This is a genomic window from Diplocloster hominis (assembly GCF_032380655.1).
In the GTDB taxonomy this organism is placed as follows: domain Bacteria; phylum Bacillota; class Clostridia; order Lachnospirales; family Lachnospiraceae; genus Diplocloster; species Diplocloster hominis.
The window spans coordinates 18829-45037 of the sequence record NZ_JAWDIY010000030.1; the positions used below are offsets into that span (position 1 = coordinate 18829).

Sequence of the window (26209 nt, forward strand, 5' to 3'; positions counted from 1 at the left end):
TCACAATGCAACGAAAATGCTTATTTCTGGGAAGGAAGAGAAAACATGAAGAGTTTTGATATCAAGACAAAAATTTATTTTGGTGAAAACTCCCTGGACAGACTGGTTGATATTCCTTATAAAAAAGTTATGATTATTACCGATCCGTTTGTAGTGCAGAGCGGTATGATCAAGTTGATTACATATCGTCTGGACAGTGGCGATATAGAATTTGATATTTTTAAAGACGTGGTACCGGATCCACCGATAGAGAAAATCGTGACGGGCGTTCAGGCTGTCGTTGGGTACAAGCCTCAGGCACTGATCGCAGTGGGCGGCGGTTCTGCCATCGATTCCGCCAAGGCGATTAAGGACTTTGCCTTAAAGACAGGAGAACTGGATGAACTGGCGCTGATCGCGGTTCCTACCACCAGTGGAACGGGCTCAGAAGTTACTTCTTTTTCTGTTATTACCGATACACAAAGCCATGTAAAATACCCGCTGGTCTCTGAAACGCTGATCCCCACAGAAGCAATTCTGGATGCGGAACTGGTACGCAGTGTTCCGCCCGCGGTTACGGCAGATACCGGCATGGACGTATTTACTCATGCGATAGAGGCTTATGTCAGTATCAATAATAATGAGTTTTCCGCAGCTTTGGCCGAGAAAGCCATTGAAATATGCGGGGTATTCCTGTTAAGAGCTTTTCTGGACGGCAACGATACCCATGCAAGGCAGAAGATGCATGTGGCTTCCTGTCTTGCCGGACTGGCGTTTAATTCCGCGTCTCTTGGTCTGAATCACGGTATGGCACATCAGCTGGGAGCGAATTTCCACGTACCGCATGGCCGGGCCAATGCGATGCTGCTGCCTCACATTATCGAATTTAACAGTGATATCAATATTCACAGCCGCAGCAGAAAAGAGTATCTGCCTCAGGTAAAAAAATATGTGAATATTGCGAAAATTCTGGGACTTCAGAACTTTAACACCATTACCACCGTCCGCGCGCTGGTCAACTGGGTGCAGTTCATGCTGAAGGAAATGGATATTCCATTGTCCATGTCCCAGTATGGAAAATGCACGGAAGAGGAATATATGTCAAAGATCAGCACCATGGCAGAGGCGGCGCTGGCAGACAGCTGTACCGCTACGAATCCCCGGGTTCCTAATAAAGCGGATGTAATGGATATTTATCGCAATCTCTGGTAAGTATACAAACTGATTAGGGTCGGTGTCAAATATTGAATAAGACAAGTGTCAATTAAATCTTAAATCCGGAGCGGTTCCTTAGATTACATAGGCGTTGAAGCGTATCGCAATGGCCATCACAAAGCATAAGGTAAATGAAACAGGAGTCAACAGACATAGCGGACACGCTATGGATGCTGACTCCTTTATATAGAGAGACAATAGTTCTTAATGTATTCTAATTCCTTCAAAAATACCCACCCATTCTAATGCTGGATTACTCAGTTCTGGATATGAGCTGACAGTATACAAATACATTTTCTATCTTTTTCGCCTCGCTGCCAAAATAAGGATTGATGACCGGCTGGCTCTCCGAAGGCATAATATAGAGTCTGAAAATCAGGCCATCCTGACCTACCTCCATCTGCTGTGCATTCGTATATTCGAATTGTTTCTTTTCCACATGCAGGTAGTTGTAAATAATGTTTTCAATATTTGTGTTTTCGAAGCAGCAGATCATATCCTCTTCCCGGTGCAGATCCATGATCGCTTTGACCTCTCCAAAAGTCAGATTGACCACCCGGTATGAACCCTGAGAGATCGCAGCAGGCAGCGATTTGTCATCCAATAGAAACAGAGGATGTTTTAATGTGCTAGTCATAAGAATTCCCCCTTTTATTATATAAAAATAAAAATTATCTTTCTAAATTCAGTATAATATAAAAAAGTTGGATACACAACAATTGTTATTTTTTAAACTGGAATGTTATTTTTTAAACCAGCTTGTTATTTTTTTGACTGTATGATTATGCTGTCGGTGGATGTGAAACAAAATAAAAAAAGAAAATGTGGATAAGATGGAAAAATTTTTCTCATACTATAAGCGAATACAAGCTTATGTAAGAAAGAGAGGGCATCTTTGTGAAAAGGTTAAAAAAATTGACGGTTGTCACAATGCTGATCGCGGTACTGGCAGGCACCCTGACTGCCTGCAGTAAGGAAAAGGAACCGGATAGCGGGCAGCAGGATACAAATCAAAATGATACAACGCAGAATAATACCAATACGGACAATAACCAGACAGCAAATGGGAAAGGACGTGTATATTATCTGAATTTTAAACCCGAGGTTGCGGATGTCTGGGAAAAAATAGCTGCGGAATATACCAAAGAGACCGGTGTACAGGTCAAGGTGGTTACTGCAGCCAGCGGAGAATATGAAAAGACCTTAAAGTCTGAAATGGCAAAGAAAGAAGCGCCTACCCTGTTCCATATCAATGGACCGGTCGGATATCAGACCTGGAAAGATTACACGATGGACTTGAAAGATACCAATCTGTACAGCTGGCTGAATACTCCGGATCTGGCCATATCAGAAGGCGAAGGAGTATACGGAGTACCATTTGTTGTAGAGGGCTATGGTATTATCTATAACGATGATATCATGCAAAAATATTTTGCACTGAATGACAAGGCGGTAGATATAACCGGAGTGGATCAGATCAATAATTTCACAACGCTGAAAGCAGTAGCAGAGGACATGACGGCGAAAAAAGATCAGCTGGGAATTAAAGGCGTATTTGCCTCCACTTCATTTTCAGCAGGGAATGACTGGAGATGGCAGACCCATCTGATGAACCTCCCGATGTACTATGAATTCAGAGACAGCGGAAACAAAAATCCGGATACCATCGAGTTTTCTTATAATGAGAATTTTAAAAATATATTTGACCTGTATTTGAACAATTCTCCGACTGCTCCGGAAGCACTGGGAAGCAAATCTGTGGACGACTCCATGGGCGAATTCGCCCGGGGAGAAGCCGCTATGGTACAAAATGGAAACTGGGGCTTTAGCGAAGTGCAGAAAGCGGAAGGCAATACAGTGAAAGAAGAAAACATCAAGTTCCTGCCTATCTATATCGGTGTGGATGGGGAAGAAAAACAGGGACTTTGTATCGGAACGGAAAATTTCTTAAGTGTAAACAGCCAGGTGTCCGCAGATGATCAAAAGGCTTCCATTGATTTTATGGAATGGGTGTTCAGCTCTGATAAGGGGAAAGAATTTGTGACGAAAGACCTGGGCTTCATAACACCATTCAGCACCTTTGAGGATGCGGAAAAACCGGTGGATCCTCTGGCCAAGGAAGTGGACCGCTATATGAAGAACGGGGATCTGTATACGGTAACCTGGGACTTTACCGCATTCCCCAGCCAGGAATTCAAAAACATGCTGGGCGCGGATCTGCTTTCCTATGCGCAGGGCAATCTGAAATGGGAAGAACTGGTTACCAATACAACCCAAAACTGGGCGGATGAAAAAGAAATGTCAGCTCAATAAAAGCCGTCTGTCAGGCGGGGTATTCAAAAGAGAAAATGTCGAGAAGGGTGAGTACCGAGGAAAGAATGCTCACCCTTTTTCCGAGCATCCATACAAACAGACCTATAAAGAAAAGGAGAAGGTAATTTATGCAGAAAACGTATAAAAAATACTTTCCGGTATTTGCCCTGCCGACACTGATCGCTTTTGCCATTGCATTTCTGGTTCCGTTCCTCATGGGCATATACTTATCATTCTGTAAATTCACGACCGTGACTAACGCAAAATGGGTGGGAATCGCCAATTATACCCGCGCGTTCTCCAACCGGGATTTCCCAAGCGCTCTGTGGTTTACGGTCAAATTTACTGTGATTTCCGTAATCCTTATCAATATTCTGGCCTTTCTGCTGGCTATGCTGCTGACCAGGAAGGTAAAGGGGACCAATGTGTTCCGGACGATCTTCTTTATGCCGAACCTGATCGGCGGCATCGTACTGGGTTATATCTGGCAGCTGATCATTAATTCCGTACTCTTGTCGACAGTCGGCGCAGATATCACGGCCAGGGCAAGCTATGGATTCTGGGGGCTGGTGGTTCTGATGTGCTGGCAGATGATCGGTTATATGATGATTATCTATATCGCGGGAATTCAGAACGTGGCGCCGGAGCTGATCGAAGCCGCCCAGATCGATGGCGCTACCAAGTGGCAGGTCCTCACCAAGGTCACGATCCCCATGGTCATGCCGTCCGTTACGATCTGCCTGTTTTTGACCATATCTAATTCTTTTAAGCTTTTTGACCAGAATCTGTCGCTGACTGCAGGGCTGCCGGGTAAGCAGACCCAGATGATGGCGTTAGACATCTTTAACACGTTCTATGGCAGAAATGGATGGGAAGGAGTCGGACAGGCGAAGGCTGTGATATTCTTTATTATTGTAGGAGTTATCACGTTCACGCAGCTGTGGCTGACCAGACGAAAGGAGGTTGAGGGATAATGGAAAACAAGAAGTCTGGAAATACCCTGCTATTTCTGTTCCTTTTGCTTCTGTCGGCGGTTTTTTTGGCGCCGATCCTGATGGTGCTCATGAATTCCTTTAAAGGAAAACTGTCTATCAGCGACGCTCCGTTCCAGCTGCCTTCGGCAGCGTCCTTCTCCGGATTGTCGAATTATTTTCAGGGTGTGGAGAAAAGCGGATTTTTTTCAGCTTTTGGATACTCCCTGTTTATCACCGTATTCTCAGTAGCGGCGATCGTATTGCTGACATCCATGACCGGCTGGTGGCTGACACGGGTCAAGGGCAGATTTACCGGAGGCTTGTATTACCTGTTTGTATTTTCCATGGTGGTACCGTTCCAGATGGTCATGTTTACCATGAGCAAGCTGGCTAACATGCTGTATCTGGATAATCCTGTCGGTATGATTGTGCTGTATGTGGGATTCGGGGCGGGATTGTCTGTGTTTATGTTCTGCGGGTTTGTAAAATCCATTCCGATCGACATCGAAGAAGCGGCGATGATCGACGGCTGTAATCCGATCCAGACTTTTTTCCAGGTGGTGCTCCCCATCATGAAACCCACGGCTATCACTGTGGCGATTTTAAATACGATGTGGATCTGGAACGATTATCTGCTGCCTTATCTGGTCATCGGGTCGGACTATAAGACGATACCGGTAGCGGTCCAGTACCTGAGGGGAGGCTATGGCTCCGTCGATATGGGACATATGATGGCCGTGCTGGTTCTTGCAATAATTCCTATAATTATCTTTTATATTTTCTGTCAAAAGTATATAATTGAGGGAGTGGTCGCAGGAGCGGTCAAAGGCTGAAGGAAAGCCATAATCAGAAGGAGGATATACAATGAGAGCGAATGGAATATTACTGCCGGTTTCCAGCCTGCCCTCCAGATACGGAATCGGCTCGTTTTCCAAAAGTGCCTATGAATTTATAGATTTTCTGAGAGACGCGGGTCAGAAATACTGGCAGATCCTGCCCCTGGGTCCTACGGGGTATGGGGACTCCCCGTACCAGTCTTTTTCCACGTTTGCAGGAAACCCGTATTTTATTGACCTGGATGAGCTGATCGCGCAGGGGCTTCTCACCAGGGAAGAGTGTGAGGCCTGTGATTTCGGAGACAACCCGGTCTATATCGATTATGAAAAGATCTATTTGTCCAGATTCCGGATTCTGCGGCGGGCTTTTGAAAGAAGCCATATCCAGCAAAATCCTGATTTTCAGACATTCTGCCAGGATCAGGCTCTGTGGCTGGAAGATTACAGTCTGTACCGGGCGGTAAAGGATTCCTGCGGTGGTGTGAGCTGGATCGAATGGCCGGAGGACATCCGTCTGAGAAAACAGGAGGCTTTGGCCGAATACGAAAAAAATTATGCCCAGGAAATCGAATTCCAGAAATACCAGCAGTATCTGTTCTGGACCCAATGGAAAAAACTGAAAAATTATGCCAATGCAAACGGCATCCAAATCGTGGGTGATCTTCCGATCTATGTGGCCTTCGACAGTGCGGACAGCTGGGCCAACACCGACTTGTTCCAGTTCGACCAGGAGTTAAGACCTATAGCGGTAGCCGGCTGTCCGCCAGATGGATTCTCTGCAACCGGACAGCTCTGGGGGAATCCGCTCTATGACTGGGAATACCACAAGCAGACCGGCTTTGCCTGGTGGATGAAACGAATTGCCCACTGCTTCCAGTTATACGACATGGTCCGGATCGACCATTTCCGAGGCTTTGATGAATATTACTCCATTCCCTATGGTGAAAAAACCGCAGTAAACGGAACCTGGAAACCAGGCCCGGGTCTGACATTATTTGAGACTCTGCAAAGAGAGATGGGAGATCTGAACATCATTGCCGAAGATCTGGGCTATCTGACCGACTCTGTACGGAAGCTTTTAAAAGACACCGGCTATCCAGGCATGAAAGTCCTGGAATTCGCCTTCGACTCCCGGGAAGAGAGTGACTATCTGCCCCATAACTACACCAAAAACTGCGTCGTATACACCGGAACCCACGATAACAACACGGTCCAGGGATGGTACGATGAGCTGTCAGACCACGACCGGAGTTTCTCAGCCAGATATATCGATAACAAAGACCATACCCGGGGGCGGATCCATTGGGATTTCATCCGTTTGGCCATGGGAAGTGTAGCTAAGCTGTGTATGATTCCGGTTCAGGATTTTCTGGGACTTGGCAGCGAAGCTCGGATTAATACGCCGTCTACGTTGGGGGATAATTGGAAGTGGAGACTGACCGATGGACAGCTGACTGTGGATTTGGCCCGTGAGATTCGTGAATTGACCCGGCTGTACGGGAGGGGGCAATAACTGTCTCAAACTTGCCAAAGGACGGCTCGGACATGGAGGTGATTTTCCTCTTGAGAAAGGAGTCCAATATTTTATAAAATCTTTGCCGGTTTTTACATTTAGGATTTTAAATATATAATTAAAGAAAGTATGCGACACATATAACCTGAAATAGTAGCGATTCGTATATGCTTATTAGTAAAATTCATTTAATAAAGAATAAGATTTATTGAGATGTAAAAAATTCAAATAAATAAGGATACAAAAATTCAGGTTGTACAAATCAAAAAGACTATAAAGGGGTTGTGGGAAAATAAATAAGTCATACCAGATATGGAACAAGATTACAGGTTTCACATCAATATCTGGTATGCAAATTTATTTCCCACGGCCCCTTTTGCAGTATAGTCAGTGGATGTGGTGATTCTGTTATTGATAGGTTACGAAATTTTATTTCGGATATTAAATTTTAAACAGTAATCTTCCCTGTAAAAAGCTGATCCAGGACGATACAGACAGACCCATAAAGGGCACTGTTATCCTCGAAGCGGGTCTTAAAGATCCGGATCGTGCGGTTATTTTTGAAGATGCTGATCTGGTTAACCGTGTAGGCGATGGAGGCCAGGATTTCGTCGGGAAGATAGAAAGCGGAGTGGCCAAAAACCAGGGTACTGATATCTATGATATTGATCAGGTTGTTCAGCGCATAGGCGAACTGCTCGGAGACGTTCTCAAGGATACTGTAGGCCTTGGGAGAAGTCTTGCAATACTCCATGGCTTCCCGGAAAACTGTAAATTCTGTTCCGCAGGCCTCGTTAATTTTAGAAAGGATCACAGGTACACTGGCATAAAGCTCCAGACAGCCCCGGTTACCGCAGTTACACTTGGGACCGTCGAAGTTGATCGTGGTATGGCCCAGCTCTCCGCAGGAACCGGTGAGATTGTTGACCAGCTGCCGATTGGACACGATAGCGGAAGCGATGCCGTTTGCCAGCCCGATATAGAGAAAATTCTCTTTTTCCTGACCGATGCCGTAGTACATTTCACACAGAGCGGCGGCCTGCATGTCATTTTTTACGAAGACAGGAACCGGAAGCCGGGGCTGCAAATAACCCATGATGTCCAGCTCTTTGATATTGAAAAAATTTGTTACATTTTTAATGATACCGTGAATCGTGTCCACGACACCGATCGTTGAGATCCCGATACCCAGGATTGGCCTTTCACTCAAGTGAAGCAGATGATCCGCCAGATGCCAGATCCTTTGCAGAATCGTATCCGGAGTTTCATCCGGCTGAAATTCCTCTCGTTTAGCCGCAATCAGTTTAAGGCTGAAATCACTTAAAATTCCAAATAAAAAATCCTTGGAAACCCATATTCCGGCAACTAACGGGGAGTGGGGGGATATGGTCAGATACTTAGGATTCCGTCCCACATTCTTAACGTCATTTTCCATATCAGACTCAACGATTATATTCTGCTGCAGTAACTCCGATGTTATGTTGGTCAGGGTCATAGAGGTCAGTTTCGATGCTTTGGCCAGATTATTTCTGGTAGTCTTGCTGCTGGTCGAAATCAGTTGCAAGATCAAAGCACGGTTAAATTCCTTAACACCGATAAGATTTAATCCTGACTTTTTCATAAACAAATACTCCTGATTAGTAAAATATTTTTATTATTATTTTATTGTAACTCAAAATAAAGACGATGTAAACCTTAAAAAAAGGAAGCTTAAAAAAACTGACATCACCAGAGTAGGAGCGGGATGGCGGAAGGGCTGGTTCCGTGACGTTTGCCCCGCCGCCCCGGAACCAGCCCTTCCGCCATCCCGCTCCGGCCCTCGGAGAACCTCCCCTACCCGGAGAGCCCACACCCCTCCCCCTCAAACATCCCGCAAAAACTGCTTAGGAGACAACCCCGTTTCTTTTTTGAAAACCTTACTGAAATACAGCGGGTCGTCATAGCCCACGAAGGCAGCCACATCTTTGATCATCAGCTTCGGATCAGAGGCAAATAGTTTTTTTGCCTTTGTGATACGAAGCTTTACAATATCGTCCAGCAGGTTGGTGTTTTTATTTTCTCGGTAAAGCTTACTGAGATAGGCCGGGGTGAAGCCAAAGTGATCGGAGATCTGTTTGATGCTGATGGGTTCGGTGTAGTGCTGATGGATATAACTGTCAATGCGCAGCAGGATTTCGTTTTTGTCATGGCTGTTTCCCTGGGAATTGCTCATCTCACAGAAAAAATCGTAAAAGACGGAGATGATATTATCATAGAGCGCCTCGTAGGATTCGGAAAAGATAACGGCGTCATTGACCAGCTCCATGGAGGAAGCGCCATTGGTCGCCAGCTGCTGGCTGTTCAGGCAGTTGCTCATCAGGACATTTAAGTATTCGGTCACACCAAACTGAGTCATTTTCCGCTGGTGCAGAGCCTGCAGAAAGTGACGCAGCACAGTTTTAAACAGCGAGATGTTGCGCTGGGTAAATAATTCGGTCAGCTGATTTAAATAGTTGCTGAGCAGTTCGTCGTAGGGAAGCCGGTAATCCGGCTGCTTTTTCTGGTAGAATAGCAGCTGGGATTGACCGATGATGATTCCGCGGCTTAACTGGAAACGCAGGTTCTGGATGGACTTGCCTACCGAATGGATGCTGGGCGCGTCGGCGCTGACGATGACGGTCAGCGGAATGGGATGCTTTAGAACCGGTTTGAAAATACTGCGGATCTGCTCTTCCCGGTTGAGGGTCTGGCAGGTTTTTAAAGAAAACATCAGGTTTTTTTCAAAGATGGACTTCCCGGGAATAATCCAATAGTCTTGGACCATGTCCGTATTCTGTTCAAACAGTGCGTTGACATCAAAGGAGTCGCAGTAATTCTTTGGAACTGCGTCAAAGGCGGTGGGGAGAAACGGAAAATTACCCATACATAGAATGGCCAGACAGTATTCCGGATTCATTCCATCATCTCTGATAGGGGGGAGGGACGATGCGGGATTGCTGTCCTGCATCCCCTCCAGACATTTTTGTTCATAAGCCTTTTTCAGATGTTCCTGGATCTCATTTTCATCAATGGGCTTTAGGAGGTAGGCAAATACCCGCAGCTGGATCGCGCGCTTTGCGTAGGAAAATTCACTGAATCCGGTCAGGATCATACAGAGGATATGGGGAAAATGCTGATTAATATGTTCGATCAGTTCCAGACCGTCTATGACCGGAATGTGGATATCGGTGATGACCACGTCGATCTGGTTCCCTTTTTCAGACAGTAGGTCAATTGCTTCCTGTCCGTTGTAAGCACTGCCCGCGATCTGATAATTTTGCTGAAAAGATTCTATGGTACATGACAGACTTCGGAGGATTAAAGGCTCGTCCTCAACAAGTAAAATATTCATCATCTAATTTCCCTCCTATCTTGATCATGGTGCCGCCTTCTGTGAGAGACTGTATTTGGAAGGTCAGACTGTCCGGATAGCGCATTTTTAACCGGGCGATGGTGTTGATTAAGCCCATACCGCCGATCTTCAGGGTGGCTATGGTATTGGATGAATTATCCATGAATTCCGATAACTTCTTCTGGATCTTGTCCGCTTCCTCATCTGTAATTCCGACTCCGTTGTCCTGAACTGTAATGGACCAGTAATAATCGTTTTTAATCGTACAGCTGATCTTGAGATGCCAGGGAGGCACCACTTTCTTAAAGCCGTGCTGGAAGCTGTTCTCTAAAAGCGGCTGCAGGAATAGCTTGGGAACCCGGAAAGCATCGATGTCCAGCTTGGAATTTATGTACAGCTCATAGTCAAACAGCCCCTCATAACGGATTTTCATCAGATTCAGATAAGTTTCCGCGTCGGTGATCTCCTCGCGCATCGGAACGCCTTCCTCGTCATAGGCCGAAATATACCGAAGCATACGGGCCAGATAGTCGCAGATCTGTCCTATTTTTTCCGTATCCTGTTCCTTGCTCATCGCCTTGATGATGGTCAGGATATTGCAGATGAAATGTGGATTTACCTGGGACTGCAGGGCGATCATATTAGCCCTGGCCTCATAAGCTTTCGTCTTAACATTCTCCTCCATGGAATTTTTAAGCCGTTTCATCATTTCGTCAAAGGCCATGGTGAGGCCGACCAGCTCGTTGGAATACTGGCTGGTATCCACATTCAGGTACGGAGAGTTTAAGGTGATCATGTTAACGGAAGCGGTCAGCTGGCGAAGGGGCTCCGTTGTATTCTTCATGATTTTAAACAGGACGGCAAGACAGATCAAAAGGATACAGACACTGATGAGAAGTACGGATATGCACAGCCGGAATACGATCTGGAAGACCTGATTCTGGTGCTGGGCCAGCATCAGGATCCATCCGTTTTCCAATCGCACGGCACTGTACACATGGTCATCCGCTATGGTATAGACCGGGGTGAGATCCGGGGTGGCTTCCTCCTGGTCAAAGGGAAGGCCGGCCAGAGAGGGAACCTGATCCGATGTTCCGTAGATCGCCTTGGCGTCGGCTGTATACAGGTAACTGTCCACATTAGGGACATCCAGAGTCATGATCTGGTCGATAAATTTGGAGGGACACTGGATTTCCACGATTCCGGTGGGCAGATCGATGATCAGGGAATCAAAGATTTCCCGGTACAAAGATATGTATTGGGTTGGTTTGGAGTTCCAGGTGTCCGATGATAAGGGGGTGATATTGGAATTGCTGTGTACAATCGGGAGCGAATGATACCATGGAAGATAATCTTCAGAGCTGAGCTTATCTTTCACCATAGCTTTACTGTAAGGGATGCCGGTGGATATAAAGTTGCGTTTGTCGTTAAACAGATTAATGCGGAAACGCGAGGAAGAATTAGGAACGGTGATGGAAGTAATAATATTATAAATAGACACAGAAAGTTCCTGATTGGTTACCTCACGCATCCTTGTATCGTGAAAGGCACTGATAATGTCCGGGTTCGTGGATACATACAGGGAGATTTTGTCCATGTCATCAAACAGAAGGGTCAGTTCATTGCCCGTTTTGGCAGCCAGCTCATTCAGGTTGTTCCGGGATGTTTTGGATATCTCGCGGTATACGTAATTGGAGAAGAAGATCAGGAAAATTAAAACCATGGAAATGATGATGATAGAACTTTTCAGAAATAATTTTTTTTGAAAACTACTCTTCATAATAACCTCCGCAAGTACATGGATCTTTTTTTGTATTTTGAAAAAAATGGATGCCATTCTTACTTTTATCGCTGCTTTTTTATAGCATTATTATAGAATAAGGAGATGAAAAAAGATACTCGATGCTAAATATTTCCATATTTTAGGCTGACATTTTCCATTTTGATTTCGATAAATAGCTCCTATAATAAAGGACATGAAAGAAATGTAAATTTACACGATTTCAACGGCACTGCAAAAAATAGTAGCTCTTAAAAATGCAGTGCAGGGGATATGCAGCTATCTATAGCCCCGGAAACTTTCAGTAACTGGAAAGAGGGAAGAATCTAAAGGAGGATTCAGTATGAAAAGAAAAGTTTTAAGCAAAATTTTAGCAGTCTCTATGGTACTGGCCATGACCGCTGGTATGACCGCCTGCGGAAGCAAAAGTGAAGAACCTGCACCTGCGGCCACACCCGCGGCAGAACCGGCAGAGTCTAAAGCACCCGCCGCGGCTGACAGCGGAACGGACAGTGAACAGGCTGGGGACACAGATTTCTCCATTCTGGATGGAAAGACTATTTCCTTTATGACCAGCCAGGCGAAGTTCTTTGACGCTTATAATACCATGGCGGAAGCAATCAAAGCAGATTATGGCTGTGAAGTAGAATTCCAGGTAATCCCGGATGAAGAATATGACTCGCTAATTAAAGTAAAATTGTCCACTTCAGAAGTACCCGATGTGTACGAAGCGAACCTGCCCAGTTTGAACGAAGCGTACGGAGCTCCTCAGTACTGCGAGGATCTGAGCAATGAACCTTGGGTAACAAGGCTTGTGAATCCGGATCTGATCAAAGATACGGTTGACGGTAAGATCTATGGAATGCCTAAGGAATCCTCCTCCGGTTATCAGGCGGTATATTACAATAAAAAAGTAATGGCAGACTGTGGAATCACTGATCCCCAGCCGAAAACCTACCAGGAATTCCTGGACATCTTAAAGACTGTCAAGGAAAAAGGAAACGGTGTGGTTCCATTTTATCAGACCAACGCGGACACCTGGACCACCCAGATCTTCATGACGGGAGGAATCGCATGCGCATTAGGGGATAAAGCAGTCGAGACCACAGATAAATTATTGAAAAATGAGATTAAATGGACGGATATTCCCGAGACCTCACAGGTACTTCAGAATTACGTAGATCTGTACAAAGATGGATACATGAACAACGATATGATGTCTGTCGGCTATGACACAGCAGCAGAGGCGATCTGCACCGGCAAGGCAGCGATGTATTTAACCATCGAGCAGTGGGCGGCAGACGCCATGAAAAAATATCCTGACTGTGAAATGGGCTCCTTCGTGATCCCTCATGCAGACCATGCGCTGCTTCCCACAGGAAACTATGTACAGGGCCTGTTCGTACCGAAAGCCGGCAAGCAGGTAGACGCGGTAAAAGCCTTCCTTCAGGTATGGTCCATGCCCAAATACCAGAATCTGTACTATGAAGAAAATCCCGGATTCCCCGCCTACAGCGACGTGGACGGCGGTGACGTAGTACCTGTGGTACAAAGCCTTGTAGACCAGTATATCACCACAGGAAACTATGTATTTGAAATGAACAGTCTGATGGCTGCATCCAGTGGAATCAATGTAGATGTCTGGAACTATTACATCGAGGCGCTTCAGGGCGATAAGACACCGGATGAGGTGTTTGAGGCAGTCCAGGCTGACTATGTGGATTACATGGAACAGCAGGGGGCGGAAGGATTTTAAGTTGATGTTTTAAGGGACGGAGCGGTCCGGCGCAAGGGGTGGCTGTGCGGGGAGGAACCAGAAAGTAACGGGGGCCGGATCGCATCAGCCAGGCCTAAGAACGGGTAACTCCGATAATGGGAGAACCTCTTATTAGCAGGGCCTGGAACAAACTCGCCAAAAAACGGCTCGGACAGTGTTCCAGGGGTTCTTTCTGAGAGTTGGGTATAGCCTGGTAGCCGGAATGCCCGCAACCGGCTTATTGTATAAGTATGCGGGCATTCCGGTTACCAGGCTATACCCAACTCTCAGAAAGAACCGTTCCAGGCCCTGCGAGGTTCTCCCATCATCTGCGTAACCCGTTCTAAGACCTGGCCTCAAGCGATCCGGCCCCCGTTACTTTCTGGTTCCTCCCCGCACAGCCACCCCTTGCGCCGGACCGCTCCTGCTTTACTAATGGTTTAGTTACATGTTCAAATTCTATTTTATCTATTACATATTTTACATAATTTGTCTGATAGAAATACTGTACTATAGTTCGAGTTCCAACATAAAACAGGAAGCCCATAATTGTATTGGGTATTATGTTCTACAAAATATAAGCTCTTTTGAACAGATTATAAATATACCAATAATCATCAAAATATTACTATGATAACACGGTACTGAAAATTACGTATGCTGAATACATACCACAGCATCCAAAATTTTCAGGGAACCATATAAATAGCTTTATCAATAACTGGAAAGCCATACAAAACCAATTAGAACATGGCGCTTCGCTATCACCAGGAAAGGGAGCGCGGAGTCCAACGGGCGGGACAGAAGCATCGGGGGCCAAATCGCTTGAGGCCGGACCCTAGAACAGGTTACGGAGATGGTGGGAGAACCTCGCAGGGCCTGGAACACTGTCCGAGCCGTATTTTGGCGAGTTTGTTCCAGGCCCTGCTAATAAGAGGTTCTCCCGCCATCGGAGTTGCCTGTTCTTGGGCCCGGCCGATGCGATTTGGCCCCCGATGCTTCTGTCCCGCCCGTTGGACTCCGGGCTCCCGGCCCGTTAGCCACCCCCCTTGACTAACTAAGCAAAGGGAATCCCAAAGGGGAACTGCAATAAGGAGAAATATTGATGGAAAAAAGAAAGAATAAGTTTTATCCGAATTATTTTACATTTCCGGCTATTATTATTTTTAGTATATTTTTTGCGCTGCCGATAATTGCCGGGTTTGTCTTGAGTTTTACGGACTGGAATATGAAACGGCTGTATGAACCCCATTTTAATGGGCTGAAGAATTTTATTTATCTGTTTCAGGATGAGTATTTTTTGCTGGCTTTAAAGAATACATTTATCTTTGCGATCATTACCACGGTTCTGATTGTGGTGCTGGGTCTGCTGCTGGCGTTGGTTTTGAATAACGCAGTGAAAGGAAAGAGCTTTTTTAGAACGCTGTTTTATCTGCCGGCAGTCCTGAGTTTTATTGTTATTGGCATTATGTTTACTTCGGTATTTAAGATGAATAACGGGGTGTTTAACCAATTCCTTACCATGCTGGGCCTGGAAGGGCTGGTGAATGATTGGCTGGGGAATAAGACCACTGCCATGGGATGCATTATTTTTGTTCAGGTCTGGAAATGGAGCGGGTTTGCTATGGCGATTTTCCTGGCAGGACTGCAGGGGATATCCAAAGACTATTATGAAGCGGCTCTGATTGACGGTGCTAACAAATGGCAGCAGTTCAAGTCGATCACATTTCCTCTGCTGGCACCGGCCTTCACGGTTGTTGTTACGATGAATACGATCGGAGGCTTCAAGGTATTTGAGCAGGTGTATGTTATGACGGGCGGCGGCCCAGGGAATGCGACACAGGTATTGAGCACCTATATTTATAAAGCGTTCTCTAAGGGGACTCTGGGAAGATCTACGGCAATGGGTCTGGTTCTGTTCCTGATGATCGCGGTGATCTCGGAGATCATTAACCGGATGCTGCGTAAGAGGGAGGTGGATCTGTAATGAATGCAAAGACCAGAAAAATAATGAGCTCCGGTGTCCTGACACTGCTTATGGCGGTGATCAGCCTTGTGATTATTATTCCGTTATTGGTAATGATCCTGGGATCTTTTAAGAATCCGACGGAAGCGCAGCTGTTTAATCTGCATCTGCCGACGGAATGGCATTTTGACAATTACAGCTATGTGATTCAGAAGGGCGGGATCGGACTGGCATTTGTCAACAGTTTGATTATTACCGTGGTGGTGACGGTATTCGTCCTGATCAGCGGGAGCCTCTGCGCATTTGTGGTTTCCAGGAAAAATACCAGATATACGAACTTTGTTTACAATCTGTTTTTGCTGGGTATGATCTGTCCCATCCAGATCGTTACCACCTTCGGCGTGTTAAAAAGCCTGAATCTGGTGGGGACTTTCCTGGGAGTTATGGCGGTGGAATCTGCCTTGCAGCTGCCGTGGACGATATTTACACTGTCGGGATTTATCAAAAATGTGCCCAGGGATCTGGATGAGGCGGCTTTCATCGACGGGGCCTCTCCGGCCCGGATGTTTTTTACAATCATTATGCCGCTGATGAAGCCGATCCTGGCTACCGCGCTGGTTACGACGGCTATGTATGCGTGGAATGAATTCATGATTCCCATGTATTTCTTTAACTCCTCATCAAAATGGACCATGCCGCTGACCGTTTATAATTTCTTCGGGCAGTACGCCAGTAATTGGAATTATGTGTTCGCGGATCTGGTACTGACCGCTCTGCCTATCGCGATCCTGTATCTGTGCTGCCAGAAATATGTAATTTCCGGGCAGACGGCAGGTGCGGTGAAAGGTTAAGCTGCACATAGCGAACCCGAATAAAAGAAAATCGTTGCCAAAGGAGTATAAAAATGGCTGGCCGAAATTTTTTAGTCACTGCGGAAGCAAGTATTCATAGAATTGTGCAGGAAGAGATGAGACAGCAGCAGTTTGCCGGCGCGTCTGTCCAGATCCTGCACAAAGGCGTGCCGGTTTTTTGCGGAAACTACGGATATGCGGATCGGGAAGCGGGAAAAGTAGTCCGGGACGACACGATATTCAGACTCTATTCTTTGAGTAAACCCATAGCTGCGGCAGCAGCTTATATACAATTAGAGCGTGGACTTCTGGATCTGGAAGCACCGGTCGCCAGGTATCTTCCGGCATTTTCGAAGATGCAGGTTCACACGGAGGAAGGACTGGTACCGGCCGAACGGCCTATCCTGATCCGGGAATTATTAAGCATGACATCCGGATTAGTTTATCCGGATCCCGACCCGGTGGGGACGTATATGCAGGAGGTATTCACCAGGGCGGGGACCAGGAACCGGGATGGGAATCCCATGAATACGGCAGAGATCGTTGACGCGATAGCCGAAAAGCCGCTGGCGTTCCAGCCGGGAGAACAGTGGCGGTACGGTACCAGTACCGATGTGATGGGCAGGATTATCGAGGTGACTGCGGGAATGAGTCTGGGTGAATTCTATCGGAATGAGATATTTGAGCCGCTGGGAATGAAGGACACCGGATTCTATGTCCCAAAGGAAAAAACAGACAGGCTGGCACAACTGTACTCCCTGGAAGAGCACGAAGAGGGAAGCCAGAAGCTGGTGATCGAAAAAGAGAGAACCATGGGACTGACGGAATGTCTGTCTGCGCCGGCTTATGAATCAGCCGGAGCGGGCCTGTTATCCACAATGAGTGATTATGCCAAATTTGCCGTAATGCTGTTGGGAAATACACAGAGAAAAGGCCCCGGGATACTGGGACGTAAAACGCTGGAGCTTATGTTAAGGCCGCAGCTGACACCAAAGCAGGAGAAAACCATCTATTTTGAACATCTGAAGGGATACAGTTACGGGAACTTTATGAGATTTTACAAGGAGGCCAACGAGGCGGCCAGCAGCGGCTCACCCGGAGAGTTCGGCTGGGACGGCTGGACCGGTCCTTATATGGCGGTGAACCGGGAGGATGATTTCATCCTGCTCTTCATGACACAGCGCTGCGGTTACTGTAATCCTGACTTTATACGGAAACTTCGGAATATTGCCTATGCCATACTGGAATGACAGGGAGGAAAAAGATGCTGACAGATACATTACCAAAAATCAGGGAAGACATAGAACTTCTGCTTCCCCATTTCCCCACAACAATGCAGGCCGTCGTATTCAGACTCTGGGAGATGGTGCCGGCCTTAAGACTGGCAGAGGTTCTGGAGACCGACGAGGCCCATATCCGGCAGCTGGCACAGGATATGGCGCTTCCCCCGCAGAAAAACACTGGTGAGTGGATGGAAAAGGGATATATTACCATAATCCGCAGCGCCTGGTATCTGCTGCCTTATGAACAGCTGCTGAAGCTATTGGGCTGGGATGCCGAACAGCTGGCTTATATCCTGAAGGAGGATGATTTCCTGGATATTAAGCTGGGAAGTCTGAAACCAGCCTGTAAGCCGGTTATCTACCGGGAGCTGAATCAGGAAGAGCGGCGGGAGACGAAGCAGCTGCGGGAAGTGATGGAGCGGTATATCCGCAGCTTTGACGGGGAAGATCGTGTGCAGCCTTTTGCGTTCTTTGAAGAAAAGGACTTGCATGCAGGGCAGAGATCCGGAGGCACAGAGACTCCGGCAGAGAACACAGTCTATCCCAATGAAAAATGGGTGTTAGAAGCAGACCCGGAATGCCTGCAGTCAGAAGCCGTCAATCAGTTTTTTTACGATTTTAAAATAGATCATGGATTCACATTTTCCGCGCGGAATGAGAAAAACCCTGTCCCTGAGGGGCGGCTCACACTGCGCATTCACCCGGAATGGCAGAAACAACGGGAATATCATGAACTTACCATCGAAAAGCAGCAGATTCTGATAGAGGCGAAAGCGCCGGACGGAATCTTCAGGGGGCTGCTTTATATGGAAGCTCTATCCCCGAGCCCCGGACATTTGGCATTACCCATAGCGTCTTATAGAAGAAACCCCTCCTTTACTACCCGATTTATCTATTCTTACTGTGGGATCTATGGGAATGCCTTTGATGTGCCGGTCGAAACCTCTTATCCGGAGCAGCTGATGAAATCCTATGCCCGGCTGGGGATCAACGGTGTGTGGCTTCCCGCCGTCCTGTACAAGATGGTACCTTTTCCGTTTGAACCCTCCCTGTCGGATGGATGGCAGGAAAGGATGGGGCGTCTGAACGAGCTGATTACCCTCGGACAGCGCTATGGTATCCGGATATACCTGTATTTAAACGAACCGCGTTCCATGCCGTTGTCCTTCTTTGAAAAATATCCGGAACTAAAGGGACATACCTTTGGAGATAATGCCTCCCTTTGCACGCAGTCGGAAGGAGTGCAGCGGTATATCCAGGATGCGGTGCGCTTGCTCTGTGAAAAAGCCCCTGGATTAGGCGGATTTTTTACCATTACCCGCTCGGAAAATCATACGAACTGCTATTCCCACGTCGATACAAGGGAAGCGCAGGAATGTCCCCGCTGCCGGAACAAAGACCCCTGGGAAGTGGTTGCTGAACTGAATTCTCTCATAGCCAGCACGGCCCGGTCTGTGGATCCGTCCATACAGGTATTCGCGTGGACCTGGTCCTGGTCACCCATGGGAAATGATGGAGTCCGCCAATGTATCCAAGCTCTGGACCCGGGAATCACCCTGATGTGTACCAATGAAGAACACCTGGAATACACGGTAGGGCCGGTGAAAGAACACCTGCGGGACTATACCTTAAGCAGAATCGGTCCCAGTGTCCAGAGCCGTACATTCTGGGACTATGCCAAAGCTCACGGCCATGAAACGGCGGCCAAAGTACAGCTGAATAATACCTGGGAGGCATCCACTGCTCCCTATATTCCGGTCTACGAAAATATTTTAAAAATTATGCAAAACCTGAAGGAGCTGGGTGTGGAAAACCTGATGGTGAGCTGGACATTAGGTGGATATCCTTCAGAAAATTTAAAATTCGCCTCCAGCTTTTACTTCGAGGAAGAGAAAAATAACTCCTTTTCCTATGAGGAGGCCTTAAAATTCCTGTATCACGAAAATGCACCGGCCGTAGGCCGGGCAGTACACAAATTCTGCGAGGCATTTTCCAACTACCCGTTCTATGTGGAAAGTGTATACAACGGCCCACACAATGCGGGCCCTTCCAACCTGCTGTACGGCGAACCGACAGGACTAAAAGCGACCATGACCTGCTATGCGTTTGATGATCTGGACAGCTGGAGAACCATTTTTGAGGAAGATCTCTACGAGGACTGTTTCCGGCGGGTGGCCGAAGGCTGGCAGGATGGCATGCAGGAACTTTTATCCCTGGAAGAATGCGAATTTAAGGATATAGCTCATATGTGCGGTATTCTATTCCGCTCCTCCTATAACCAGATCCGGTTCATCCGAATCCGGGACGGCCATATAAAATTATCCGCACAGGACCGGTGTCTTGCGCTCTCCCAACTGGCGGAACAAGAGCTGGAGCTGGCCATAACCACATACCGCCTGATGCTGCGCAATCCCAGTATCGGTTACGAGGCGGCGAACCATTACTACTTCAACCGTTCCATGCTGATGGAAAAAGTCCTGAACTGCGCGGACCTGATCCGAAAATATAACTAATATAAGAAGAACCAGACAATCCTTTCATTACCGTCCGGTCCACCGGACCAAAAGGAGAGATTACATGCATACGGCCTACGAGATGGAACAAAGTGCTGCCGAACTCTTTCTGGAAACAGCCCGAAACCACAAACTAACCTGTGCGGCCAGGGCGGTACATTTTACCAGAATCATGCGGCAGAACACCGGTATGACAGGCGAATTACTTCCCTGGGGACATGAAAAAGACGGCCTGGAGCGGCACAATCCACTGATCGTGGCAATAGGAGACAGCGTCACAGCCGGACATTTTGAAAATCTGCAGCCTCTGGACCGCCCATTTGACAAGACGAGGCCAATCGAGATCGCCGATCCCAGGGAAGTATACCACGAAAAATTCCGTCAAAAATTGATCGACGCATACGAGCAGACCTCGGTAAGCGTTCTCAACGCCGGAATTGCCGGAGATACGATATTCGGTATGGAACAAAGGCTGAAGCGGGATGTACTGTCTCACAATCCGGATCTGGTCCTCCTAAACGGAACCATTAACTGGCAGCCAGGCAAAACCACCGCCGACTTTAGCCAGGCCCTGATCCGCATGACCGATCAGATCCGCTCTAAAACCCAGGCCGATCTCATCCTGATGACGCCCAATCCAGTCATCTTAAGTGACCCAGACATGCACCGCCTGTTCCGGGAGCGGATAGACTGCGTACGTGATCTGTCGGCGAAACAGAACATCTGCCTGGCCGATATCTGCGACATCTGGGAAGAATTCCTGAAATACGGCTATCCGCTCCATAAAATGCTGTCCAATAAAACCAGTCATCCAACAAAGACCGGCCATGAAGTCTGCGCCCTGGAACTGATGAAACTTGTCGTGGAGGCGGACTAGTTTGGAAAGGTTCCGTGAACCCGGCAGGGGAGCGAAAAAGTCCGATGCATTCCGAAGCATCGGACTTTTCGTTCCCCTGCCGGATTCACGGAACCTTTTTGTGTCCTCCGGGCGCCCGGCTTCTCCGCCGTTCCCCGCATTCCCGGCCCTGATTCATGCGGGCATACGGCTCATCCGGAAACACCAGTCCGCAGCCCGGCACCCGGCCCCCAAGAAAAAACCAAGTTATAATATGCCTAAAAACATCCCCAAATCAGGGGAGAAATTATGGAAAAAGCCCTATTGACATTTTGGGATGCGAGTGATATTATTTTCATGTGATGAAAATAATTTCACAAAACACATTGCAAACCAAAATGGAGGAATTAAAATGAGAGCGATTCAGATGACAGAAGTAAAACATTTACAGCTGATTGAAACAGCGAAGCCTGCACCGGGCAGCGATGAAGTCCTGCTGAAAATTATGGCAGTCGGTATCTGCGGTTCCGATATTCCCAGAATCCTGCAGTTCGGTTCCCATGTACTTCCGATTATCCCTGGTCACGAATTCGCCGGAGAAATCGTTGAGATCGGATCTGAAGTCAACGGATGGGAGATCGGCGACAGAGCTTGCGCAGCTCCGTTACTTCCCTGCCACGAATGCGAGTGGTGCAAAAAGGGTGAGTATTCCCTCTGTGAAAAATATAAATATTATGGTTCCAGAAACGACGGTGCGTTCGCGGAATATTTGGCGGTAAAAGCGGAGAACCTGGTGAAATTGTCACAGGATACGCCTTTTGACTGGGGCGCAACCGTAGATCCCGCGGCCAACGCGATCCACGCGTTCCTAAGAGGAGATGTGACATCGGAAGATTCCGTTTGTGTATTTGGTCTGGGAGCCATCGGCTTATTCGCGATTCAGTATGCGAAAGCATTGGGAATCAAAACGATCGTTGCAGTGGATATCGATGATTCCAAACTGGAAAACGCGGTGGAGTGCGGCGCTACCTTTACTGTGAACTCTTTAAAGAGTGATGCGGTGAAAGCGGTACTGGACCATACGAATGGAAAAGGCGTTACGGTATCCTTTGATATGTCCGGCGCTCCAATCGCGCAGCACAACGCGATTCTGGTTACCGGTAAGATGGGCAGGGTAGTATTCCTTGGCATTTCCCATAAGGGATTGGAATTATCCGAACAGGCCGTGGACAATATTTTAAGATATCAGCTGGCTATAAAGGGAAGCTGGAACTCCTTCTCCAATCCTTTCCCCGGAAAAGAGTGGACCGAAGCGGCCAGACTGATGGGCGAAAAGAAATTGAATCCGGATCTGCTGATTTCCCACAAACTGTTGTTAGAGGATGTACCGGATACGTTCAAAAAGATCGATGAGAAATCTATTATATTTAATAAGATTATGTTTTATCCCAACGGTTTCTTAAAATAAAGGCGAAACAGATACAAAATAAATGGCTGATATGTAAAGTGATAAATAAATAATCGTATAGCGAGATATATAAATCTTATTTAAACCATGATAGGATCAGATACATAAACTCATAACAATAAACAATAAAAAGGAGATAACATCATGAATACAAATATTGCAGGATATGTAGACCACACCATTCTGAAACCCCAGGCTACCACCGAGGACGTTAAAAAATTATGCGAGGAAGCTAAAAAATACAGCTTTGCCTCCGTATGCATCAACCCGAAACATGTAAGTTTCGCATATGACATCTTAAAAGATACCACTGTCCAGGTTTGTACCGTGATCGGTTTCCCTCTGGGAGCCAACACATCCGAGATCAAAGCTCTGGAGGCTAAGAAGGCAGTGGATGACGGAGCAGGCGAAGTGGATATGGTCATCGATATCGGCGCAGCCAAAGAACATGACTATGCGAGGGTAAAAGAAGATGTGGCTGCGGTAAGAGCAGCGGCAAAATCTCCCACCATCCTGAAAGTGATCATCGAGACCTGCCTGCTGACGGATGAGGAAAAGGTGGAAGTATGCAAGGTTTGTAAGGAAGCGGGAGCCGATTTCGTGAAGACCTCCACCGGATTCTCCACTGGCGGCGCGACTGTGGAAGACGTGGCCCTGATGTACAAAACCGTAGCACCGGAAGTGAAAGTAAAAGCGTCCGGCGGAATCCGGAATAAAGAGGACGCGGACGCCATGATCAAAGCAGGTGCTTCCAGACTTGGAACCAGCGCAGGAATCAAGATCGTAGAAGGTTAATTTTATAATAGGAAATAACATACGCCTGAGGGTAGTGCTAAATGGAACACATTTTGCCGATCCTCAGGCGGCTTACCACTGTAAGATATCCCTCTTGAAGCAGCAAAGCTTCACGATAAGGGATAGGATGCGGGAGGATATCCCGCGATTGGAGGAAGATTATGAAAGCATTTATTATGGATGAAGAACGTAAGCTCAAGATCAGCGATATGCCGGACCCGGTGCAAAAAGACGATAATCTGATCATTCAGATCAAAGCGGCGTCCATCTGCGGTACGGATATGAGAACGTTTCTAAAGGGCAGCAGTAAGATTGCAGTTCCGCGTATTCTGGGCCATGAGTGTGCCGGAGACATTATCTACGCCAGCCCCTACGCGAAAGAATTCGGCTGGAAGGAAGGGGACCGTGTCACCGTGGCGCCGGCGATCGGCTGCGGCGAGTGTTATCCGTGTAAATCCGGACACACCAATATGTGTGATCATCTGGAAACCATCGGCTTCCAGTATGAAGGAGTTTTCGCTCCTTACCTGGAAGTCCCGGCCAAAGCGATCCGGATGGGAAATGTATTAAAACTTCCCGATACTATCGAATATGACGACGCTACCCTGATCGAACCGGCGGCTTGCGCGTTAAACGGCCAGAGCTATATGCATGTAAAGCCGGGGGATGATGTGGTAGTGTACGGAAGCGGGATGATCGGCTGCCTGCACGCAGAGCTGGCTCTGCGAAAGGGCGCACGCAATGTTATCGTAGTGGAACCGGTGGAAAAACGCGGCAAGATCGCCATGGAAAAAGTACCGGGCGTGAAATGGGTGAATCCGTTTACCCAGAACACCAAAGAAGAGGTTATGAAGCTTACGGACAACAAAGGAGCGGACGTGGTGATCACCGCCACCTCAGTGCCTTCCGTTCAGACGGAAGCCCAGGAGATCGCAGCTAAGATGGGGAGAATCTCCCTGTTCGGCGGACTTCCGGGTGAGAGCAAGGGATTTATCGATTCCAACCTGATTCATTATAAGGAACTTCAGATATGCGGAGTTCACGCCACGACGCCGGAGTTTATGAAACAGATCATGGATATGATGGAGGCTCATGAACTGGATGCCAAAAAATATATCGAGAAAATTGTCAGTCTGGATGATATCGAACAGGGCTTTACATCCATCCGGGATGAGAATATTATGAAAGTAGTGATCCATCCGTAACAGCAACACACAGAATCCGTAAGAAAATACATAGATAAGGGAAGGGATTTTTATGGATAATTACATTATTGTGGATCTTGGAGCCAGCAATGGCAGAGTTATCGTAGCAAATTATGGGGATGAGAAGTTTGATTTTGACATTGTCTATCGGTTTGACAATGTGCCGGTGTTTGCCAATGAGGGAGAATATTTCTGGGATATTTTAAGAATCCTCTCCGATGTCAAAACGGGAATTCAGAAAGCACTGAAAAAGTATCCGGATGCGCATTCCGTAGCCATCGATTCCTTTGGCTGTGATTTTGGTTTTATCGATGAGGAAGGCCGTCTTATGGGAAATCCCCTGCACTATCGGGATGAAAGCCAGCACCGGCTGTCCGCACAGATGCATTCGATTCTGTCCGAGGAGGAGTTGTTTGAACTGTCCCAGGGCCCCTGTAACCGGATTATGGGAATCTATAAGCTGTACTCCTTAAAAGAAAAAAATGCTTCCGAATACAGATACGGCGCGCATCTGCTGATGATACCGGATCTTCTGAACTATTTTCTGACCGGAAAGGTGACCAATGAATTCACCAATGCCACCATGACCCTGATGGTAGATCAGAAGAACCGCTGCTGGGAGACAAAGATATGTGAAAAACTGGGACTTCGGTCCGACCTCTTCACCAAACTTTCCGAACCAGGAACGATTCTCGGGCCGATCAAACCTTCCGTCTGTGAAGAACTGGGCATTCATCCGATCCAAGTGGTGATACCGGCGACCCACGATACCGCGTCTGCCGTATCCGGAATTCCGGTAGTGGAAAATGATAAGACCTGGGGATTCGTAAGTCTGGGCACCTGGGCCCTGGCCGGGCTTGAGCTGGACGGTCCTATGACGGACCCGGCGGTGGTTCCGCTGGAATTCGGAAATGAAGGCGGTGTGGCCGGCAAGAGTATGCTGCTAAAGAATATCAACGGCCTGTGGGTAATCCAGCAGTGCAGGAAGAAATGGAACCACGATGCCGGAAGAGAGATTTCCTGGGATGATATCGTAAAAGAAGCCCAGGCGGCCGATGATCTGAATTGTGTGTTTGATGTGGATGAAGGGCCCTTCGGCGAATTCCAGCCGGATATGCCTGGAATGATCCAGAAATACTGCCGGGAAACCTATCAGGATGTTCCGCAGACACTGGGTGAAGTGGCGCGCTGTGCCTATAAGAGCCTGGCGCTGACCATCCGTAAGAATTTTGAAGCTGTGACCAGCGTGACCGGCGATAAGCTGGAGCTTCTCCAGCTGGTGGGCGGCGGTACCCAGAATCATATGCTGTGTCAATGGATCGCAGATGCTATGGGTATCCCTGCTGTTTGCGGACCTACCGAGACTACGGCTGTCGGAAACCTGATATTCCAGCTGATCGCAGATCAGAAGATCAGGAACGTGGAAGAAGGACGCGCGCTGTGCGCGAAATCCAGTGAGCTGTATCACTGCGCCCCCGCAGACAGGGAGTACTGGGAAAACCAGTATAAGTGTTATCTGAAAATATTGGAGAGAAGAAAATTGTAATACCATACCAC

19 protein-coding genes are annotated in these 26209 nt (G+C 47.4%); 15 read left to right on the plus strand and 4 right to left on the minus strand.

Annotated elements, in window-relative coordinates; translation table 11 throughout:
• The first annotated feature begins 45 nt into the window (after positions 1–45).
• The gene (locus ABC831_RS20850) at positions 46–1191 is read left to right on the plus strand and encodes a 1-propanol dehydrogenase PduQ (RefSeq protein WP_343249997.1); all 1146 of its coding nucleotides are present in this window, start codon (positions 46–48) and stop codon (positions 1189–1191) included.
• 256 nt (positions 1192–1447) lie between these two features.
• Here ABC831_RS20850 and ABC831_RS20855 read toward each other — a convergent pair whose 3' ends face one another.
• Positions 1448–1831, minus strand: coding sequence for a hypothetical protein (locus ABC831_RS20855; RefSeq protein ID WP_343249998.1), 384 nt, complete (start codon positions 1829–1831; stop codon positions 1448–1450).
• Between the two features lie 293 nt (positions 1832–2124).
• On the opposite strand from ABC831_RS20855, the gene ABC831_RS20860 reads away from it, so the two are divergent.
• From ABC831_RS20860 to malQ, 4 genes are all read left to right on the plus strand, one after another.
• Positions 2125–3507: an ABC transporter substrate-binding protein gene (locus tag ABC831_RS20860; RefSeq protein ID WP_425524612.1), complete on the plus strand. Its 1383-nt coding sequence runs from the start codon at positions 2125–2127 to the stop codon at positions 3505–3507.
• 128 nt (positions 3508–3635) lie between these two features.
• Positions 3636–4481 (plus strand): carbohydrate ABC transporter permease, encoded by an 846-nt coding sequence (locus ABC831_RS20865; RefSeq protein ID WP_343250000.1) that lies wholly within the window; start codon positions 3636–3638, stop codon positions 4479–4481.
• Positions 4481–5314 carry a carbohydrate ABC transporter permease gene (locus tag ABC831_RS20870; protein ID WP_343250001.1) on the plus strand — a complete coding sequence of 278 codons (834 nt, stop codon included), beginning with the start codon at positions 4481–4483 and terminating at the stop codon, positions 5312–5314. The genes ABC831_RS20865 and ABC831_RS20870 overlap by 1 nt, the downstream gene beginning before the upstream one ends.
• Before the next feature lie 31 nt (positions 5315–5345).
• Positions 5346–6830 carry a 4-alpha-glucanotransferase gene (gene malQ, locus ABC831_RS20875; protein WP_343250002.1) on the plus strand — a complete coding sequence of 495 codons (1485 nt, stop codon included), beginning with the start codon at positions 5346–5348 and terminating at the stop codon, positions 6828–6830.
• Between the two features lie 448 nt (positions 6831–7278).
• Here malQ and ABC831_RS20880 read toward each other — a convergent pair whose 3' ends face one another.
• The 3 genes from ABC831_RS20880 to ABC831_RS20890 form a co-directional block, all read right to left on the minus strand.
• Complete coding sequence (locus tag ABC831_RS20880) at positions 7279–8451, minus strand: ROK family protein (RefSeq protein WP_343250003.1); 1173 nt, start codon at positions 8449–8451, stop codon at positions 7279–7281.
• A 240-nt stretch (positions 8452–8691) separates the two neighbouring features.
• A complete protein-coding gene (locus tag ABC831_RS20885) occupies positions 8692–10203 on the minus strand; it encodes a response regulator transcription factor (RefSeq protein ID WP_343250004.1) in 1512 nt (503 codons plus the stop codon).
• Positions 10181–11980 (minus strand): sensor histidine kinase, encoded by a 1800-nt coding sequence (locus ABC831_RS20890; RefSeq protein WP_343250005.1) that lies wholly within the window; start codon positions 11978–11980, stop codon positions 10181–10183. Before ABC831_RS20890 ends, ABC831_RS20885 begins: the two co-directional genes overlap by 23 nt.
• A gap of 343 nt (positions 11981–12323) precedes the next feature.
• Here ABC831_RS20890 and ABC831_RS20895 point away from each other — a divergent pair, with 343 nt between their 5' ends.
• The 10 genes from ABC831_RS20895 to ABC831_RS20940 all read left to right on the plus strand — a co-directional run bounded on the left by ABC831_RS20895 (position 12324) and on the right by ABC831_RS20940 (position 26198).
• The gene (locus tag ABC831_RS20895) at positions 12324–13736 is read left to right on the plus strand and encodes an ABC transporter substrate-binding protein (protein ID WP_343250006.1); all 1413 of its coding nucleotides are present in this window, start codon (positions 12324–12326) and stop codon (positions 13734–13736) included.
• Between the two features lie 1105 nt (positions 13737–14841).
• Positions 14842–15723 (plus strand): carbohydrate ABC transporter permease, encoded by an 882-nt coding sequence (locus tag ABC831_RS20900; RefSeq protein WP_343250007.1) that lies wholly within the window; start codon positions 14842–14844, stop codon positions 15721–15723.
• On the plus strand, positions 15723–16553 hold the full coding sequence (locus ABC831_RS20905; protein ID WP_343250008.1) for a carbohydrate ABC transporter permease: 831 nt from the start codon (positions 15723–15725) through the stop codon (positions 16551–16553). Before ABC831_RS20900 ends, ABC831_RS20905 begins: the two co-directional genes overlap by 1 nt.
• Before the next feature lie 53 nt (positions 16554–16606).
• Positions 16607–17803 carry a serine hydrolase domain-containing protein gene (locus ABC831_RS20910; protein ID WP_343250009.1) on the plus strand — a complete coding sequence of 399 codons (1197 nt, stop codon included), beginning with the start codon at positions 16607–16609 and terminating at the stop codon, positions 17801–17803.
• 14 nt (positions 17804–17817) lie between these two features.
• Positions 17818–20349, plus strand: coding sequence for a hypothetical protein (locus tag ABC831_RS20915; protein ID WP_343250010.1), 2532 nt, complete (start codon positions 17818–17820; stop codon positions 20347–20349).
• Between the two features lie 64 nt (positions 20350–20413).
• Positions 20414–21226, plus strand: a complete 813-nt coding sequence (locus ABC831_RS20920; RefSeq protein WP_343250011.1) for an SGNH/GDSL hydrolase family protein — start codon at positions 20414–20416, stop codon at positions 21224–21226.
• A 370-nt stretch (positions 21227–21596) separates the two neighbouring features.
• The gene (locus ABC831_RS20925; RefSeq protein ID WP_343250012.1) at positions 21597–22652 is read left to right on the plus strand and encodes a galactitol-1-phosphate 5-dehydrogenase; all 1056 of its coding nucleotides are present in this window, start codon (positions 21597–21599) and stop codon (positions 22650–22652) included.
• Between the two features lie 144 nt (positions 22653–22796).
• Positions 22797–23447, plus strand: a complete 651-nt coding sequence (gene deoC / locus ABC831_RS20930) for a deoxyribose-phosphate aldolase (RefSeq protein ID WP_343250013.1) — start codon at positions 22797–22799, stop codon at positions 23445–23447.
• A gap of 161 nt (positions 23448–23608) precedes the next feature.
• Complete coding sequence (locus tag ABC831_RS20935; RefSeq protein WP_343250014.1) at positions 23609–24652, plus strand: alcohol dehydrogenase catalytic domain-containing protein; 1044 nt, start codon at positions 23609–23611, stop codon at positions 24650–24652.
• Positions 24653–24704: 52 nt separating this feature from the next.
• Positions 24705–26198 carry a rhamnulokinase gene (locus ABC831_RS20940; protein ID WP_343250015.1) on the plus strand — a complete coding sequence of 498 codons (1494 nt, stop codon included), beginning with the start codon at positions 24705–24707 and terminating at the stop codon, positions 26196–26198.
• The last annotated feature ends 11 nt before the right edge of the window (positions 26199–26209 follow it).